General features: G+C 72.6%; 19 protein-coding genes. 12 read left to right on the top strand and 7 right to left on the bottom strand.

Translation table 11 applies throughout. The annotated features are described in order from the left end of the window. The first annotated feature begins 14 nt into the window (after positions 1–14). The 4 genes from ACFQ7C_RS06060 (at position 15) to ACFQ7C_RS06045 (ending at position 2,207) form a co-directional block, all read left to right on the top strand. On the top strand, positions 15–488 hold the full coding sequence (locus ACFQ7C_RS06060; RefSeq protein WP_378898616.1) for an 8-oxo-dGTP diphosphatase: 474 nt from the start codon (positions 15–17) through the stop codon (positions 486–488). A gap of 101 nt (positions 489–589) precedes the next feature. Then, a complete protein-coding gene (locus tag ACFQ7C_RS06055; protein ID WP_341997012.1) occupies positions 590–1,150 on the top strand; it encodes a hypothetical protein in 561 nt (186 codons plus the stop codon). Positions 1,151–1,153: 3 nt separating this feature from the next. Beyond that, positions 1,154–1,885 carry an alpha/beta fold hydrolase gene (locus ACFQ7C_RS06050; RefSeq protein ID WP_378898615.1) on the top strand — a complete coding sequence of 244 codons (732 nt, stop codon included), beginning with the start codon at positions 1,154–1,156 and terminating at the stop codon, positions 1,883–1,885. A 109-nt stretch (positions 1,886–1,994) separates the two neighbouring features. Beyond that, on the top strand, positions 1,995–2,207 hold the full coding sequence (locus ACFQ7C_RS06045; protein ID WP_378898614.1) for a hypothetical protein: 213 nt from the start codon (positions 1,995–1,997) through the stop codon (positions 2,205–2,207). 10 nt (positions 2,208–2,217) lie between these two features. Here the strand turns inward: ACFQ7C_RS06045 and ACFQ7C_RS06040 are convergent, their stop codons facing one another. From ACFQ7C_RS06040 to ACFQ7C_RS06025, 4 genes are all read right to left on the bottom strand, one after another. Further along, positions 2,218–2,661, bottom strand: a complete 444-nt coding sequence (locus ACFQ7C_RS06040; RefSeq protein WP_378898860.1) for a DUF1622 domain-containing protein — start codon at positions 2,659–2,661, stop codon at positions 2,218–2,220. 56 nt (positions 2,662–2,717) lie between these two features. After that, complete coding sequence (locus tag ACFQ7C_RS06035; protein WP_378898613.1) at positions 2,718–3,320, bottom strand: hypothetical protein; 603 nt, start codon at positions 3,318–3,320, stop codon at positions 2,718–2,720. After that, positions 3,320–3,559 (bottom strand): hypothetical protein, encoded by a 240-nt coding sequence (locus tag ACFQ7C_RS06030; protein ID WP_378898612.1) that lies wholly within the window; start codon positions 3,557–3,559, stop codon positions 3,320–3,322. The genes ACFQ7C_RS06035 and ACFQ7C_RS06030 overlap by 1 nt, the downstream gene beginning before the upstream one ends. Before the next feature lie 100 nt (positions 3,560–3,659). After that, complete coding sequence (locus tag ACFQ7C_RS06025) at positions 3,660–3,953, bottom strand: GNAT family N-acetyltransferase (RefSeq protein WP_378898611.1); 294 nt, start codon at positions 3,951–3,953, stop codon at positions 3,660–3,662. A gap of 519 nt (positions 3,954–4,472) precedes the next feature. Between ACFQ7C_RS06025 and ACFQ7C_RS06020 the strand changes: the two genes are divergently transcribed. The 4 genes from ACFQ7C_RS06020 to ACFQ7C_RS06005 all read left to right on the top strand — a co-directional run bounded on the left by ACFQ7C_RS06020 (position 4,473) and on the right by ACFQ7C_RS06005 (position 7,248). Then, on the top strand, positions 4,473–5,222 hold the full coding sequence (locus ACFQ7C_RS06020) for a winged helix-turn-helix domain-containing protein (protein WP_378898610.1): 750 nt from the start codon (positions 4,473–4,475) through the stop codon (positions 5,220–5,222). Between the two features lie 76 nt (positions 5,223–5,298). Beyond that, the gene (locus tag ACFQ7C_RS06015; RefSeq protein WP_378898609.1) at positions 5,299–6,306 is read left to right on the top strand and encodes a DNA-3-methyladenine glycosylase family protein; all 1,008 of its coding nucleotides are present in this window, start codon (positions 5,299–5,301) and stop codon (positions 6,304–6,306) included. Positions 6,307–6,356: 50 nt separating this feature from the next. Further along, a complete protein-coding gene (locus ACFQ7C_RS06010; protein WP_378898608.1) occupies positions 6,357–6,734 on the top strand; it encodes an STAS/SEC14 domain-containing protein in 378 nt (125 codons plus the stop codon). A gap of 97 nt (positions 6,735–6,831) precedes the next feature. Continuing rightward, positions 6,832–7,248: a VOC family protein gene (locus ACFQ7C_RS06005; protein ID WP_378898607.1), complete on the top strand. Its 417-nt coding sequence runs from the start codon at positions 6,832–6,834 to the stop codon at positions 7,246–7,248. A gap of 63 nt (positions 7,249–7,311) precedes the next feature. On the opposite strand, the gene ACFQ7C_RS06000 is transcribed toward ACFQ7C_RS06005, so the two are convergent. Continuing rightward, a complete protein-coding gene (locus ACFQ7C_RS06000) occupies positions 7,312–8,229 on the bottom strand; it encodes an aldo/keto reductase (RefSeq protein WP_378898606.1) in 918 nt (305 codons plus the stop codon). Between the two features lie 82 nt (positions 8,230–8,311). On the opposite strand from ACFQ7C_RS06000, the gene ACFQ7C_RS05995 reads away from it, so the two are divergent. Both ACFQ7C_RS05995 and ACFQ7C_RS05990 read left to right on the top strand, forming a co-directional pair. Next, on the top strand, positions 8,312–8,536 hold the full coding sequence (locus ACFQ7C_RS05995) for a hypothetical protein (protein WP_378898605.1): 225 nt from the start codon (positions 8,312–8,314) through the stop codon (positions 8,534–8,536). A gap of 69 nt (positions 8,537–8,605) precedes the next feature. Further along, positions 8,606–8,791, top strand: coding sequence for a DUF1918 domain-containing protein (locus tag ACFQ7C_RS05990; RefSeq protein ID WP_159842117.1), 186 nt, complete (start codon positions 8,606–8,608; stop codon positions 8,789–8,791). A gap of 102 nt (positions 8,792–8,893) precedes the next feature. On the opposite strand, the gene ACFQ7C_RS05985 is transcribed toward ACFQ7C_RS05990, so the two are convergent. Continuing rightward, positions 8,894–11,041 (bottom strand): S9 family peptidase, encoded by a 2,148-nt coding sequence (locus ACFQ7C_RS05985; protein ID WP_378898604.1) that lies wholly within the window; start codon positions 11,039–11,041, stop codon positions 8,894–8,896. A 46-nt stretch (positions 11,042–11,087) separates the two neighbouring features. Then, entirely contained in the window at positions 11,088–11,969 is an 882-nt protein-coding gene (sigJ, locus tag ACFQ7C_RS05980) for an RNA polymerase sigma factor SigJ (protein ID WP_378898603.1), read from the bottom strand. A gap of 126 nt (positions 11,970–12,095) precedes the next feature. On the opposite strand from sigJ, the gene ACFQ7C_RS05975 reads away from it, so the two are divergent. Together ACFQ7C_RS05975 and ACFQ7C_RS05970 are read left to right on the top strand one after the other, a co-directional pair. Further along, a complete protein-coding gene (locus ACFQ7C_RS05975) occupies positions 12,096–12,839 on the top strand; it encodes an SDR family oxidoreductase (RefSeq protein ID WP_378898602.1) in 744 nt (247 codons plus the stop codon). Positions 12,840–13,031: 192 nt separating this feature from the next. After that, positions 13,032–13,778, top strand: coding sequence for an SDR family oxidoreductase (locus ACFQ7C_RS05970; protein WP_378898601.1), 747 nt, complete (start codon positions 13,032–13,034; stop codon positions 13,776–13,778). Positions 13,779–13,845 lie beyond the last annotated feature (67 nt).

Raw genomic sequence — 13,845 nt, 5'->3', positions numbered from 1 at the left:
CGTACCCTCGAGCCATGTCCTTGCCCGAGGTCTGCGTGGTGTTCCTGCTGCGCCGCGGGCCGGAGGGCGTCGAGGTGCTGCTGGGGCGCAAGCACACCGGACTCGGGCAGGGCAAGGTCGTGGGCGTCTGCGGGTGGATCGGCCCGGGCGAGAGCGCGGACGAGGCCGCGGTGCGCGAGGTTCGGGAAGAGATCGGCGTGCGGGTCGACGCATCCGATCTGCTGCTCTCCGGAACGGTCGAGTACCACTTCCCGACCCGCCGCGCGTGGTCGCAGCAGGCGACGGTGTTCGTCTGCCGGCGATGGCAGGGCGAGCCGATCGAGAGCGACGGGATGACCCCGCAGTGGTACGCCCTCGACGCCGTGCCCTACGCGCGCATGTGGGACGACGCCTCACGGTGGCTGCCGGGCGTGCTGCGGGGCGGGACCGTCGACGCCCGCTTCACCTTCGGCGCCGACCTCGCGACGGTCGTGCTGACCGCCGAGTGACCGCGGATCCGCCGCGCATCGGGCCCACCGGGAACGGCGGGTCGGGCCGTCCTCCGGCGGTGCGCCCTCCCTTCCGCGCTTCGCCGGACGTATCGTGGAACATGGCGCACAACGCAGACACCGCTCCGCGATCGACTGTCGTGGCTCTCGTCGGAGCCGACAGCGACGAGCTGCTGACCGGTCTCGCCGACGTTCCCGCGCTCGTCGCGCTCTCGCTCCGGGAGGCCGAGCCGGCCGTCGCGGCGCACCTCGTCGCCTCCGTCTCGATGCCCTACGTCGTGCATGACGCCGACCCTCTGGAGCACGTGGCCTCGGCGTGGGTCGAGCTCTACGAGGAGCGCGCCACGCTCGGTTCGCTCGAGGCCGAGGTCGGGGCGCTGCTGGCGCTGTTCGCGTCGGGCGAGGCCGTCATGCCCGATTACTACGTCGTCGCCGGACCGGAGGCCATCGAGGGCACGTGGCGGCACTGGTGGCTCGGGGCGCTCGCCCACCACGCGCCGTCGCGGGTGCTGCCGGTCGAGGCATCCGGAACCGCGCTGCGGGCACGGCTGCGCACCCTCCCTGCGTCCCGACCGTGGCCCGAGCCCTCGGCGTGGCTCACGCGCGTGCAGTTCGACATCCCCGATCGCGTCGGCCTTCGCGATCAGCCGGGCGCGGCCTGATCCATGACGGACGCCGAGAGATTCGCGCACGCCGGCGCGACGCTCCTCGCCGAGCGCCGGGGCCGCGGCGAGCGCGTGTACGTGCTCATCCACGGCATCGGCATGGGCCGGAGCGTCTTCGCTGACCTCGAGCGGCATCTGGGCGACGGCGAGGTCGTCGCCTTCGACCTCCCCGGCTACGGCGAGGCTCCCGAGCCGCGTCGCGTGCTGACGATCGAGCGCACCGCCGACCTCGTGGCCGCGTACCTCCGGGCTCGCGTGCGCACGCCCGCCGTCGTCGTCGGCCACTCGATGGGCGCGCAGGTCGCCCTCGAGGTCGCGGCGCGCCATCCCGCCGTCGTCGACCGCATCGTGCTCATCGGCCCGACGGTCGACCCGTCTGCCCGGACGGCCCCGCGGCAGCTGTGGAGGCTCCTCTGCGACATCGCCGTCGAGAGCCCTGTGGTGATCGCGCGCGGCGCGCGGGAGTACGTGCGTGCGGGGCCGCGCCTGCGCGCGAAGTTCCGCGCGATGCTCAGGCACCGCCCCGAGGACGTGCTGCCGCGCGTGCGGGTGCCCGCGCTGGTGCTGCGCGGCGAGGACGACCTCGTCGCCCCTCTCGACTGGTGCCGTCGCGTCGCGGACGCCCTGCCCGACGGCCGGCTGGCCGAGGTGCCCGACCACGGCCACGAGACGATGATCAGGGATGCTGCACCCGCCGCGCGGCTGATCCGCGGGTTCGCCGGATCGGCCTAGAAACCGCTCGCGACTGCCGCGTCGCGGCGGAATCCTGCCATCCCCGCCGCAGCCGGCAATGTCGGAACCCCCGCGTAGGTTCCAACTGTCGGAACCAACGGAGGAAACCATGTTCGCTGTATATGCCGCCGAACAGCAGTACCGCCACGACACTTGGTCGCGAGACCGCGAGCACGCGCTCCTCGCCTCCATCCGCGAGCGGAAGGCCGCCGTCTCCTCGCGCCGCCCGGCTCACGCCGTCGTGCCGCAGCGCGTCGCGTGGGCCCGGCCGATCGGGCTGCACGTGTCGGAGAGCGACCCCGCGGTCTGCGCCGTCGCGTAGGGACGAGGTATCAGGGACGCGGATCCGCGGGAGCGGGTCCGCGCGTCGCGCCCGAGGTCTGCTGGGCGGCGCGATCCTTGGCCACGGCGTCGCCGATCATCTGACCGCCGCTGCGCAGGAGTGCGCGACGCCATGGCAGAGTGCCCTCGATCTCGATCTGGATCGAGATCGACAAGACGGTCCGGATGAGGACGATGAGCCCCAGGATCGCCGCGTCCTCGAGCGACGGCTTCGAGGTGATGGTGCGGATCAGGTCTGCCGCCACGAGCACCTCGAGCCCCAAGAGGATCGCGGCGCCGAGGGTCGTGCGCAGCGTCGTGAACGCCGTCTGACCGCCCTCGTGGCGCGCGAGCGACCGGGCGCCGAGCACGAGCGCGACCACGAATCCCACGATCATGGCGGCGGCGCCGATCGCCTCGAATCCGACGGCGACGGCGGTGAACACTGCCTCCATGTGCACGCGCCCAGCCTAGGGCCGGGCGCGTGCACATCGGTGGCGGAATCGCGGTGTCAACCCGCGGGTTCCCGGCGCGGGCGTGCCGGATCGTCGGTGTCGCCGACCGCGACCTGCCGTGCGAGCTCTTCGATGTCGTGATCCGGCAGCTCGACGCCGGACTGCGTGAGCCGCTGACGCAGCACGTGCGCGATCTCCTCGAGGGGGTGGGTGCCGACGTCCTGGCGGGTCTGCGCGACGATTCCCGCCACCTTGTCGATGTCGGAGGCGTTGTTCTGCGCCATCGCGGGAAGGCGTTGCTCCTGCTCCGTCCCGAGAGCGCCCGGGGTGCGCTGAGCCTCGCCCGCGCTCTGGGTCTCGCGGGCACCGTCCTGGCCGTGGTGGTCGGTGCCGTCGTCCACGACCCCGATGCCGACCGCTTCGTGCGTCGGCGCCGGCGCCGCCGGTGCCGCGGGCTCGACGTCGGCCTGACCCGGATCGCCCGTCGCGGATGCGGCGTCCGCCGCGTCCGGTGCCGGCTCTCCCAACGTGGGCGGGGCCGCAGGCGGCTCCTCGCGCACCGGCTCGCCCGACGCCGGCGTGTCCGCCGCACCCGCGGCGTCCTGACGATCGGGGTAGTTGACCCCGGGCTGCTCGTACTCGTTGCCGGTCGTGCTCATCACGGCTCTTCCCCTCTTCCGCTGTCGGTCGCAAGGTCGGGATCGGTTCCCTGCCGGGCCGCCTCCCCCTCGACGGGGTCGTCGGGCTGCAGGGCGGCATCCGTGAGCAGGTCCGCCTCGGTCACCGCCGAACTGCGCTCCCGTGACGCGGTGTCATCCACCTGCTCCCAGCCGCCGGGCGGGTCGGCGTCCACGACGCCGTCGGGCAGGTCCTGGCTTCTCGCTCGGTCGCGATCCATGGCGTGCTCCTCTCGTCCTCCCCCAGCTTCCGTCGCCGCGGCGACCGATGACATGGGGTTGACAAGGGATGCCGACGGTGTCGGCGAGGGCGCGCTCGGGCTACGGACGCGGATTCAGGATGCCGCGACGCGACGGATTCGCATCGAACCAGTCGGCGACGTACCAGCACACCGGAACGACCTTGCGGTCGCCGCGCTCCTCGAGCTCGTCCACGGCGCGCTCGACGAGCTCACCCGCGTAGCCGTGCCCGCGGAACGTCGGAATCGTATAGGCGCGGGTCATGGCGACGGTGCGGCCGTCATCGCGATAGTCGAGCACGCTCACCAGGTCGTCGCCGCGGTGCAGGGTGTACCGCGAAGCGTCGGTCTCTTTGGCGAAGCGGAGCTCGGTCACGCCGACAGGCTACGCCCGCGGCGCGGCGGTGGGACGCGTCCGGGGGCATGTCGCAGTGATCGCTCAGCTGACACTCGGTGTCACCCGACGTGGAACTGAGCAATCTGTCATATTCCGAAACGATCTGGGCTCAGAACCCGTGCGATTTGACGTTTTTGGACAAAGTCGGTAATAATCGGGCTCATGACTGACAACGCGCTGTATCTGTCCGCCCGGGAGGCGAACAGGACTGCCGGCACGATGATGGCCGGCCGCATTGTCATGTGTTGTCGAATGTGCCACTAGCACGGTGACCCCCGTCGGACTCCTCCTCCGCTTCTGAAACACGGATCGTACGGAGTCCCCCGAAGCACCGGTTTCGTGCGTCGATCACGCGCACCCGGATCCGCTTCGCACACCGCCCAACGTCGGGCACAGGCCTCAACCGGCCTACGGCCTTCTCGCCACCGACGATCAGGGCCGCAGCACATCATTCAACCCGGTTCCGCCATCCGGGTTCCTCCCGCAAGGACCATCATCATGTCGACCACCGCTCTCCTCGACCGTCCCGCTACCGCCGCTCCCGTCCGCCACCTCCGCGCCGTGAATCACCCGGCCACCGTCGAGGCGCCCGCCGCCCCGACGCCGGAGGCCGCGCAGCCCGGCGGCCGCGCCCTTCCCGCCGGCACCGCGCCGCGCGGATTCGCCCTCTACGTCGGCATCGACGAGGCCAAGGCGGCCGCCTCCGGCGTGAACCTCGGCGTGCTCGTCGACGCCCTCCGCCGCACGCTCGCCGAGCTCGCCCCGTCCGCCGAGACGTATGCGACCGTCGCCCTCGCGCCGGTCGGCTCCGGCGGCCGCGACGTCGACGTCGTGCGCCTCGCACTGCACGAGCCGTCGGCCGTCGCCCGCACCAAGCAGGAGGAGCCCGAGGACGAGGAGCCGGCTTCGGGCGGCGTGGTCGTCGACATCTCGCGCAAGCGCGTCCTCATCGACGGCGAGTCGGCCGCGTTCACGTTCAAGGAGTTCGAGCTGCTGCAGTACCTCGTGCTCCGCGAGGGCCGCACGATCGAGCGCACCGAGCTGGTGACCTCGCTCTGGCAGGGCGCGACCGACGACGACGCCCCCGGCGAGCGCACCATCGACGTGCACGTCCGCCGCCTGCGCGCCAAGCTCGGCCGCTACGAGGACATCGTCCGCACCGTGCGCGGCGTCGGCTACCGCTTCGACCGTCACGCCGACGTGGTCATCCGCTACGGCCACGGCACCCCGTCGCCCGACCGCTTCTGACCGTCCGCCCGGACGAGCCGACGCCTCGCGCGCGACCGGGAACGGATGTCGGAGGCCGGGGCGTAGGGTGGGCGGCATGACCACCTCGCTCTCGCACATCCCTCGGACGAGGGATGCCGAGCGCTTCGGTGCGCGGGCGACGACCCGGGATCCCCGGCCCGATCACGGGCGGCCGCTCGAGACCGAGTACCGGCCGCGACATCCGCTCGATCTCCGCCGGACGGTGCTCTCCCAACGACGCGGAGCCGGCGACCCTACGATGGCGGTCTCGGGCACGGTGATCTGGCGGGTGAGCCGTACCCCGGCCGGCATCTCGACCCTTGCGATCCGCGAGACGCACCCCGGAGTGATCCGCGCTGCCGCCTGGGGTCCCGGCCGCGACTGGGCGCTCGCGCAGCTTCCCGCGCTGTGCGGTGCAGACGACGATGCCGGCGGCTTCGATGCGTCGCAGCATCCGCTCATCGCCGACGCCCATCGCCGCAACCCCGGCCTTCGCCTGTCGCGCACCGATCTCGTGTTCGACGCGCTCGCGAGCGCGATCTTCGAGCAGAAAGTGACCGGCATGCAGGCGTTCGGCGCGTGGCGACGCGTCGTCACCTGGTGCGGCGAGCGCGCTCCCGGCCCGACGCCGGCGCCGATGTTCGCGCCGCCGACGATCGAGGGCTGGCATCACGTGCCCTCGTGGGTGTGGCACCGCGCGGGACTCGAGCCGCCGCAGTCGAAGACCGTCGTGCGGGCGGCACGCCGTGGCGACGCGATCGAGCGCGCCGTGCTGGCCGCCGAAGACGGCGAGGCCGTCGACCGCGTGCTCGTGAGTCAGCCCGGCATCGGCCCGTGGACGTCGGCCGAGACCCGCATCCGGGCGCTCGGCGACCCCGACGCGGTGAGCGTCGGCGACTATCACCTGGCCCACGAAGTGGGCCACGCGCTCACCGGCCACCGGACGGACGACGACGGGATGCTGCGGCTCCTCGCCGCGTGGCCAGGCCAGCGTCAGCGTGTCATCCGTCTCATCGGGGCCAGCGGTGTGCGCGAGGCACGCCGTGGCCCGCGCCTGCACCCCGAGGACCACCGCGACCGCTGACTCTCCGCGCGTCCGCGCCGTTTCGCCGCGTCGGCCGACAGGATGGACGCATGATCGAGTCTCTGCACGGCCTGCCCGACGGCGTCATCGGATTCCGCGCCGTCGGCGCCGTCGACGCATCGGACTACGTCGGGTCTCTCGACCCGGCCATCGACGCGGCGATCGACGCCGGCCGCAAGGTCAACCTCGTCTACGTCCTCGGCGACGAGTTCGAGCGCTACTCGCTCGGCGCGCTCTGGCAGGACGCGAGGCTCGAGGGCAAGCCTGCCCACGTGTGGGGCCGTATCGCCCTCGTCACCGACCACAGTCTCATCGGCGAGGTGATCCACGGGATCTCATTCCTGTTTCCCTGCGAGCTGCGCATCTTCGCCGTGTCGGCACTCGATGACGCGATCGCGTGGGCGGCGGAGGGACCGAAGGAGTCCTGACGCGCGAAGCTCCCTTGTGGATGTCGGAGGCCAGGGCGACACTGGGACGCGCCACGCGGCCGGGCGCGGCATCCACCATCCACCTCAGGAGTTCGACATGCCCAGCCTCAACCCGTATCTCTCTTTCAAGAACCAAGCCCGTGAGGCGATGACCTTCTATCAGAGCGTGTTCGGGGGCGACCTCGACATCTCGACGTTCGGCCAGTTCGAGGGGATGGTGCAGGACCCCTCCGAGAACGACCTCGTGATGCACGCGCAGCTCACCAGCCCCGACGGCTTCGTGCTCATGGGTGCCGACACTCCCACCGGCATGAACTACGAGAAGCCCGCCGGCATGTCGGTCTCGGTCAGCGGCGACGACGAGGAGTCGCTGCAGCGGTTCTGGGACAAGCTCGCCGACGGCGGGACCATCACGATGCCCTACGACACCCCGCCGTGGGGCGGCAAGTTCGGCATGCTCACCGACCGCTACGGCATCGACTGGATGGTCGCGGTCAACGCGCAGCAGGGCTGAGCCGGCGAGCGGCCGCCGGCCCCGGGCCGGGGTCCGCTCCCCTTCGCGACGCGTCGGGCGCGGTCAGGCGTAGTCGCTGTCGTCGATCGTCGATGGAGCCGGGCCGAGTGCCTCGAGCTCGGCCCAGACATCGTCGGGGATCGGCGTCGCGGCGAGCTCGTCGAGCTGCGCGAGACGCCGCGCCGAAGAGATGCCCACGACCGTCGAGTCGACGAGCGGTGACCGCAGCGAGAAGTGCAGCGCCACCGCGGGGAGGCTGACTCCGAACGAGGCCGCGGCACGGTCGAGGCGCGAAACCCACTCCTGCAGCTCGGGCGTCGCCGGCCGGTAGCCGTACATGGCGCCCTCGCGCGGACCGGTCGCCAGGATGCCCGCACCGAACGGCGCCGCGTTGAACACGGTCATGCCGCGCTCGCGGGCGTCCGCGAACACCGGTGCGGCGGAGTGGTCGACGACCGTGAAGCGGTTGTGGATCAGCACGGCGTCGAACACCCCGGTGCCGACGTAGCGGGCCATCAGCCCGACGGGTCCGGCCGCCACGCCGATGGCGTCCACGCGGCCGGATTCGCGCAGCTCGATGAGCCCTTCCACGGCGCCGCCGCGGCCCATCGCCTCGTCGAAGGTGACGGTGTACGGGTCGTGCAGGTGCAGCAGCGGGAGACGGTCCACGCCGAGGCGGGCGGTGGTCTCTTCGAACGAGCGCATGACCCGGTCGCGGTCGAAGGCGCCGGTCTCGGGATCGCAGTCGACCTTCGAGATGACGCGGGTGGCGGCATCCGTTCCCTTCCGGGCGAGCGCGAGGCCCAGCACCGCCTCGGACCGCCCGCCGGCGTAGTTGTTGGAGGTGTCGATGAAGGCGTGGCTGCTGTCGAACAGCTGCTCCGCGAAGGCGATTGCGGCCTCTTCCTCCGGGGAGCCGGGCTCGGTGCCGCGTCCGAGGGGGGAGGTGCCGAGGGTGAGCGGGCTGACGTTGAGGGTCATGGCGTCCGTTCCGTGTGATGGGTCCCTCCAACATATCGAGCGCCCGGCGCCGCCCGCCCCGCCGCAGCCCTAGGCTTTCGACATGACCACGACGCGCAGGGGCTGGACGCGCGGGCACTCGGGCTGGGCGCTCGGGACAGCCCTCATGTTCACGCTGGGAATCGTCTTCGGACTCATCTGGGGCAACGTGCTGCTGGGCGTCGTGCTCGCCGCTGCGGTGTCGATCGGCTGGCTCATGGCGTACGAGTCGTGGCGTGGGCGCAACGTCGGCCTCGAGAACCGCGACGACGACGGCGCTCAGCTCTAGCAGGAGTCCGTCCACCCCTACCCCTCGCCGCCGTCGCGTCGTATCGTGAGCGCGAGGAGGTGGTCCGCCATGCAAGCGAGCGTCGGCGATCGCGTGATCATCCACGGCCGCGTCGTCGGTGCGGTGGAGCGCGCGGGTGAGGTCATCGAGGTCCGGGGCAGCGCGGAGAACCCGCTGCTGGTGGTCCGCTACGACGACGGGCACGAGGCGATCCTGTCGCCGGGCAGCGACTGCGAAGTCCGGCACGCGTCCTGAGACGCGGCGCAGAATCGGAGGATCTGCCCGGCACGCCGGGCGGCAGCATCCGTGTCCCGGTGTGCCGCCAGGGATCTCCGATCCTGCGGGCGGCGCCCTGCGCTACCCGAGCAGCTCGTAGCGCGACGGCTCCGCGCCGAGCACGTGCTCGCCGAGGAACGCGAACACCGTCTCGTACCAGACGACGGCGTGCTGGGGCTTGAGCACCCAGTGGTTCTCGTCGGGGAAGTACAGGAAGCGGTGCGGCATGCGACCGTTCTCGTCGGCGTGGTGCTCGGCGAGCTCCGACCACAGGCGCAGTCCCTCGCCGACCGGCACGCGGTAGTCCTTGTCGCCGTGCACGACGAGCAGCGGCGTGCGGATGGCGCGCACGAACCGGTGCGGCGAGTGCTCGATCATCGCCTCGGCGGTGAAGATCCGCTGCCAGTACTCCGAGCTGTCGGTGGTGCCGGCGAACTGGTCGAGCGCCCACAGGCTCGCGTGGGTCACGATCGCCTGGAAGCGGTCGGTGTGACCCGCGACCCAGTTGGCCATGTAGCCGCCGAACGACCCGCCCATCGCGGCGGTGCGCGTCTCGTCGATGTCGTCGCGTCCCTCGACGGCGTCGGTGATCGAGAGCAGGTCGGTGTAGGGCTTGCCGCCCCAGCTGTTCCAGCCGCGCGCGATGAAGTCGAGGCCGTACCCGGTCGACAGGGCGGGGTCGGGCAGCAGCACGGCGTACCCGCGAGCGACCGCGAGCAGCGGCGCCCAGCGCCAGCTCCATGCGTTCCAGCTGTTGAGCGGACCGCCGTGGATCCACAGCAGCAGCGGCGCCGGGGCATCCGCCGACGCCCCCTCGGGCAGCAGCAGCCAGCCCCGCACGCGTGCGCCGTCCTCGGCGGTGGTCTCGACCTCGGTGATCGAGCCGGGTGCGGCCGGCGCCGGTGCGGGGGTCGCGAGCGGGGTGACGGCGCCGTCGCGCGCGATGCGGACCGGGTGCGGCGGCACGACCCACGACGAACGGAGCGCGACCAGGTCTCCCGTGCCGCGGTCCACGAGCACGTTCGAATAGGCGAAGTCGTCGTCGGTGAGCTTGTCGGGCGCACCGCCGTCGAGCGGGATGCGGAACACCGGACCCCGGCCGTCGTCGTCGGCGGTCGCGATGAGCGCCGCGTCGTCGGCGGCGAACGTCAGCGACGATGCCCAGCGGTCCCACTCGGCAGCCACACGGCGCGCGCCGCTGCCGTCGATGCCCGCGACCCAGATCTCGTAGTCCGTGGGCGCGGCGGGGCTGCTCTTGACCGTCCGGAGGTACGCGATGCGCGTGCCGTCGTGGCTGACCGCCGGCATCTCGTAGTCCACACCGACCTCGTCGAACAGCGTCGTGCGCTCGCCCGTCGCGGTGTCGATCGCGACGATCACCCGGCGCCCCGCGCGCTGCTCGCGGTGCTCGATCGACGCGACGAGCGTCGACCCGTCCGGGGCGAGCGCGGCTTCCGCGTGGTCGAGCGACCGACCCGGCCTCGGCGTGAGGTCGCGCGGTCGCGGCAGCGTCGCCGGGTACGGCTTCGCATCGGTCCCGGATGCTGCGGCCTCGGCGTCCGCGCCGGAGGCAGGGGCATCCGTGTCCGATGCGGCCTCCACCGCGGCATCCGCCACCGCCGCCGCGATGGTGTCTTCGAGGGCGTCGATGTCGATCGTCAGGAAGTGCGGCTCGGCCGGGCCGAGGTCGTGGTCCCAGTAGCGGACCGGGTAGGTGTCGTGCAGGATCGCCGAGACCTTCTTCTCCTTGCGCTTCGCGCGGAGCGCCGCCTCCGACTCGAGCGTGTCGGCCCCGGGGAGGAGGGAGGCCGAGATCACGAGCCGGGCCGAGGAATCGGCGGTCGCGGCGATGCCGTCGACCCCGCCCGCCAGTCGCGTCACCGGGCGGGCCTCGCCGCCGGCGGCCGGCAGCAGCCACAGCTGGCCGGACTCGTCGTCGGCGTCGCCCTCGGAGTCAGGGCGGGCCGAGACGAACAGGATGTCGCCGGTCGCCGTGAACGCGGCCCCTGCCTCCCCCTTGGCCGACCGTGTCAGCCGTCGGGGCGCACCGCCGCCGGTCGCCGGCACCGCCCAGAGGGAGCGGTCGTAGCCGGTGCCGTCCTTCTTGAGCGCGGCGACCGTGAGCACGGCGGTCCGCCCGTCGGGCGAGAGGGCGAGCGCCTCCACCCGGGGAAGGGCGATGTAGTCGGTCAGCGAATCGAAGGGGGTGGAGTTCGAGGGGGTCGCCATGGCTCCACGCTAACCGACGCGTCTCCGGCCTCCGAACGGTCGGCCGTCAACCCCACTGGGTGAGCTTGTCGGGGTTGCGCACGACGTACACGTCGGTGATCCGGGCGTCGCGCACCTCGAGGGAGAACAGCGCGTTCGGCTCGTCGTCGATCGTCGCGAGGAACCCGAGTCCGTCGGGCGTCTCGACCGCGACGAGCACCGCGTCGGGCTCGAGCCGCGGCAGGCCGAGGAGGAATCTGCCCACGCGGTCGGCGCCCCGCACCGGGCGCAGCGCGGCCGACACGCGTCCGCCGCCGTCGGAGCGCAGCACGACGCCGGGGTCGAGCAGCGCGACGAGCGCATCCAGGTCGCCGGTGGTCGTCGCCGCCGCGAAGGCGCGGGCGACGGCGTCGTGCTGCTCCCGCGGGGCCGCCGCTCCGCGATGCTCGCGCACGCGACGCCGGGCCTGCGACGCGAGCTGGCGCGCAGCATCCGGACTCCGCCCCACCGTCTCGGCGATCTCGGCGAAGGGCACCCCGAACACGTCGTGCAGCACGAACGCGACGCGCTCCGCGGGGCTGAGCGCGTCCAGCACCACGAGGAGGGCCATCGAGACGGAGTCGTCGAGCGTCACCCGATCGATCGGGTCGGCGGAGACGGATGCTGCGAGCGGCGAGTCCTGCGGCAAGGGTTCGGGCAGCCACTCCCCCACGTAGCGCTCCCGCCGGGCGCGTGCCGAACCCAGCATGTCGAGGCACACGCGTCCGGCCACCCGCGTCAGCCAGGCGGCGGGATTGCGGATGGCCTCCCTCTCCGCGTCGGGCAGTCGCAGCCAGCGCACATAGGTCTCCTGCACGGCGTCCTCGGCGTCGGCCACCGTGCCGAGCAGCCGGTAGCACAGTCCGAGCAGCGCGCGCCGCTCGCTCTCGACCTCGTCGATGGACGGCATCCGCTTCCCTTCCGCCTCGTCGACGGACCGATGGCGATGGTTCGGCCCGCCCGCTCACATTCTGGCGCGCTGCGTCGTCGGTGTTCCAGGAGCACCCGCATCGGGCGGGACGAGAGGAGTGATGTCATGAGGATCGCGGTCGCCGGGGGAACAGGCGTCGTCGGAAGCCACGTCGTGGAGGCGCTGCGCGGGCAGGGGCACGATGCGGTCGTGCTCAGTCGCCGCACGGGCGTCGATCTCGTCACCGGAGCCGGCCTCGACGCCGCGCTCGACGGCGTCGACACGGTGATCGACACCGCGAACATCACGACGGTGTCGGCCGACGCCGCGACCCGGTTCTTCGAGGCGGCGACCGGCCATCTCGTCGCGGCATCGGCCCGCGCGGGGGTGTCCCATGTCGTGCTGCTGTCGATCGTGGGGATCGACCGGATCCCCCACGACTACCTCGCGGGGAAGCTCGCGCAGGAGCGCGTGGTCCAGACGGGGACCGTGCCCTGGACGATCCTGCGCGCGACGCAGTTCCACGAGTTCGCCGGTCAGGTCTTCGCCCGGGCGAAGGTCGGCCCCCTGCATGTCGCGCCCCGCGGGCGGGTGCAGCCGGTCGCTGCCCGCGAGGTGGGCACGCATCTCGCCGCACTGGCTGCGCGCGGAGCGCAGGGACGCGCCGCCGACCTCGCCGGACCGCGCGAGGAGCGCCTCGACGACATGATCAAGGCGTACGCCCGGCGCACCGGGCACGGCGGCTGGATCCCCTCGGTGAGCCTGCCGGGCGGGCAGATGAAGGGGATGCGGGCGGGACTCGGCCTGCCCGGCCCGGGCGCGGTGCTCGGCACCCAGACCTTCGCGGAGTGGCTCGACGAGCTCGGCTGAGCCGACGCGTATCTGAGGGGCGGCAGAGCGCCTCCACCTGATCGAGGTGGTGCGCTCGCCGCGCCGACCGATGAGCGGCTCGGGTTCGAACTCTGCCCCGAGCGACCCGAGCCGCTCGAGTCGTGCCGCCCGGCGCCCGGGTGGCGCGCGGGTCTACGCTGGGCGGGGGCGCGACACGCACCGGGAGGACTCGTGAGACTCGCGATCGCCGGCGGCACCGGCATGACCGGCGCGCACGTCGCGGCGATCGCGCGCGAGCGCGGCCACGATGTCGTCATCCTGTCGCGTCGCACGGGGGTCGAGCTCCTGAGCGGCGCGGGTCTCGCGGGCACGCTCGACGGGGTGGACGCGCTCATCGACGTCACCAACGTGACGACCGCGAAGCCCGACGTGTCGGTGATGTTCTTCGCGGGGGCGACGAAACGTCTGCTCGCCGCAGAGCTGGCGGCCGGCGTCGGGCACCACGTGGTGCTGACGATCGTGGGCGCCGAGGCGGCGCCCGACGGCTACTACGCCGGAAAGCTCGTCCAGGAGCGGCTGGTCGCCGGCGGCGATGTGCCGTGGACGATCCTGCGCACCACGCAGTTCCACGAGTACGCGGCGATGATGTTCCACCGGGCCCGCGCGGGCGCGCACGTCGCCCCGTCCGGCCGCGTGCAGCCGGTCGCCGTGCACGAGGTCGCCGCGCACCTCGTCGACCTCGCCCAGCAGGGGCCTGCCGGCCGGACGACCGACCTCGCCGGACCGCAGGAGGAGAGCCTCGCCGACATGGTGCACCGCTACGCCCACGCGATCGGCCACCGCGCCCCCATCCCCGTGGTGAACACTCCCGGCGCGTTCGGCCGTGCGCTCCGGTCCGGGGCGCTGCTCCCGGGCCCCGAGGCGCTGCGCGGGATCCAGACCTTCGCCGAGTGGCTCGACGCCCTCCCCGACGCCTGAGCCGCAGCCCGCCTCCGGGAATCGCGGGGACGGATGCTGCCGCCCGGCGCAGTGCGCCGGGCGGCAG

Source organism: Microbacterium sp. NPDC056569 (genome assembly GCF_042793475.1).
Classification (GTDB): Bacteria; Actinomycetota; Actinomycetes; order Actinomycetales; family Microbacteriaceae; genus Microbacterium.
Note: the sequence above shows the minus strand (reverse complement) of the source record. Positions and strands in the feature narration are given on the sequence as shown.

Coding starts and splice junctions, on each gene's coding strand:
- ACFQ7C_RS06045 (WP_378898614.1), top strand. CDS start 1,995: ATGTTCGCTGTATATGCCGCCGAACAGCAGTACCGCCACGACACTTGG.
- sigJ (WP_378898603.1), bottom strand. CDS start 11,969: ATGCCGTCCATCGACGAGGTCGAGAGCGAGCGGCGCGCGCTGCTCGGA.
- ACFQ7C_RS06055 (WP_341997012.1), top strand. CDS start 590: ATGGCGCACAACGCAGACACCGCTCCGCGATCGACTGTCGTGGCTCTC.
- ACFQ7C_RS06030 (WP_378898612.1), bottom strand. CDS start 3,559: ATGGATCGCGACCGAGCGAGAAGCCAGGACCTGCCCGACGGCGTCGTG.
- ACFQ7C_RS06005 (WP_378898607.1), top strand. CDS start 6,832: ATGCCCAGCCTCAACCCGTATCTCTCTTTCAAGAACCAAGCCCGTGAG.
- ACFQ7C_RS05985 (WP_378898604.1), bottom strand. CDS start 11,041: ATGGCGACCCCCTCGAACTCCACCCCCTTCGATTCGCTGACCGACTAC.
- ACFQ7C_RS06060 (WP_378898616.1), top strand. CDS start 15: ATGTCCTTGCCCGAGGTCTGCGTGGTGTTCCTGCTGCGCCGCGGGCCG.
- ACFQ7C_RS05975 (WP_378898602.1), top strand. CDS start 12,096: ATGAGGATCGCGGTCGCCGGGGGAACAGGCGTCGTCGGAAGCCACGTC.
- ACFQ7C_RS06040 (WP_378898860.1), bottom strand. CDS start 2,661: ATGGAGGCAGTGTTCACCGCCGTCGCCGTCGGATTCGAGGCGATCGGC.
- ACFQ7C_RS06050 (WP_378898615.1), top strand. CDS start 1,154: ATGACGGACGCCGAGAGATTCGCGCACGCCGGCGCGACGCTCCTCGCC.
- ACFQ7C_RS06015 (WP_378898609.1), top strand. CDS start 5,299: ATGACCACCTCGCTCTCGCACATCCCTCGGACGAGGGATGCCGAGCGC.
- ACFQ7C_RS06000 (WP_378898606.1), bottom strand. CDS start 8,229: ATGACCCTCAACGTCAGCCCGCTCACCCTCGGCACCTCCCCCCTCGGA.
- ACFQ7C_RS06010 (WP_378898608.1), top strand. CDS start 6,357: ATGATCGAGTCTCTGCACGGCCTGCCCGACGGCGTCATCGGATTCCGC.
- ACFQ7C_RS06035 (WP_378898613.1), bottom strand. CDS start 3,320: ATGAGCACGACCGGCAACGAGTACGAGCAGCCCGGGGTCAACTACCCC.
- ACFQ7C_RS06020 (WP_378898610.1), top strand. CDS start 4,473: ATGTCGACCACCGCTCTCCTCGACCGTCCCGCTACCGCCGCTCCCGTC.
- ACFQ7C_RS05995 (WP_378898605.1), top strand. CDS start 8,312: ATGACCACGACGCGCAGGGGCTGGACGCGCGGGCACTCGGGCTGGGCG.
- ACFQ7C_RS05990 (WP_159842117.1), top strand. CDS start 8,606: ATGCAAGCGAGCGTCGGCGATCGCGTGATCATCCACGGCCGCGTCGTC.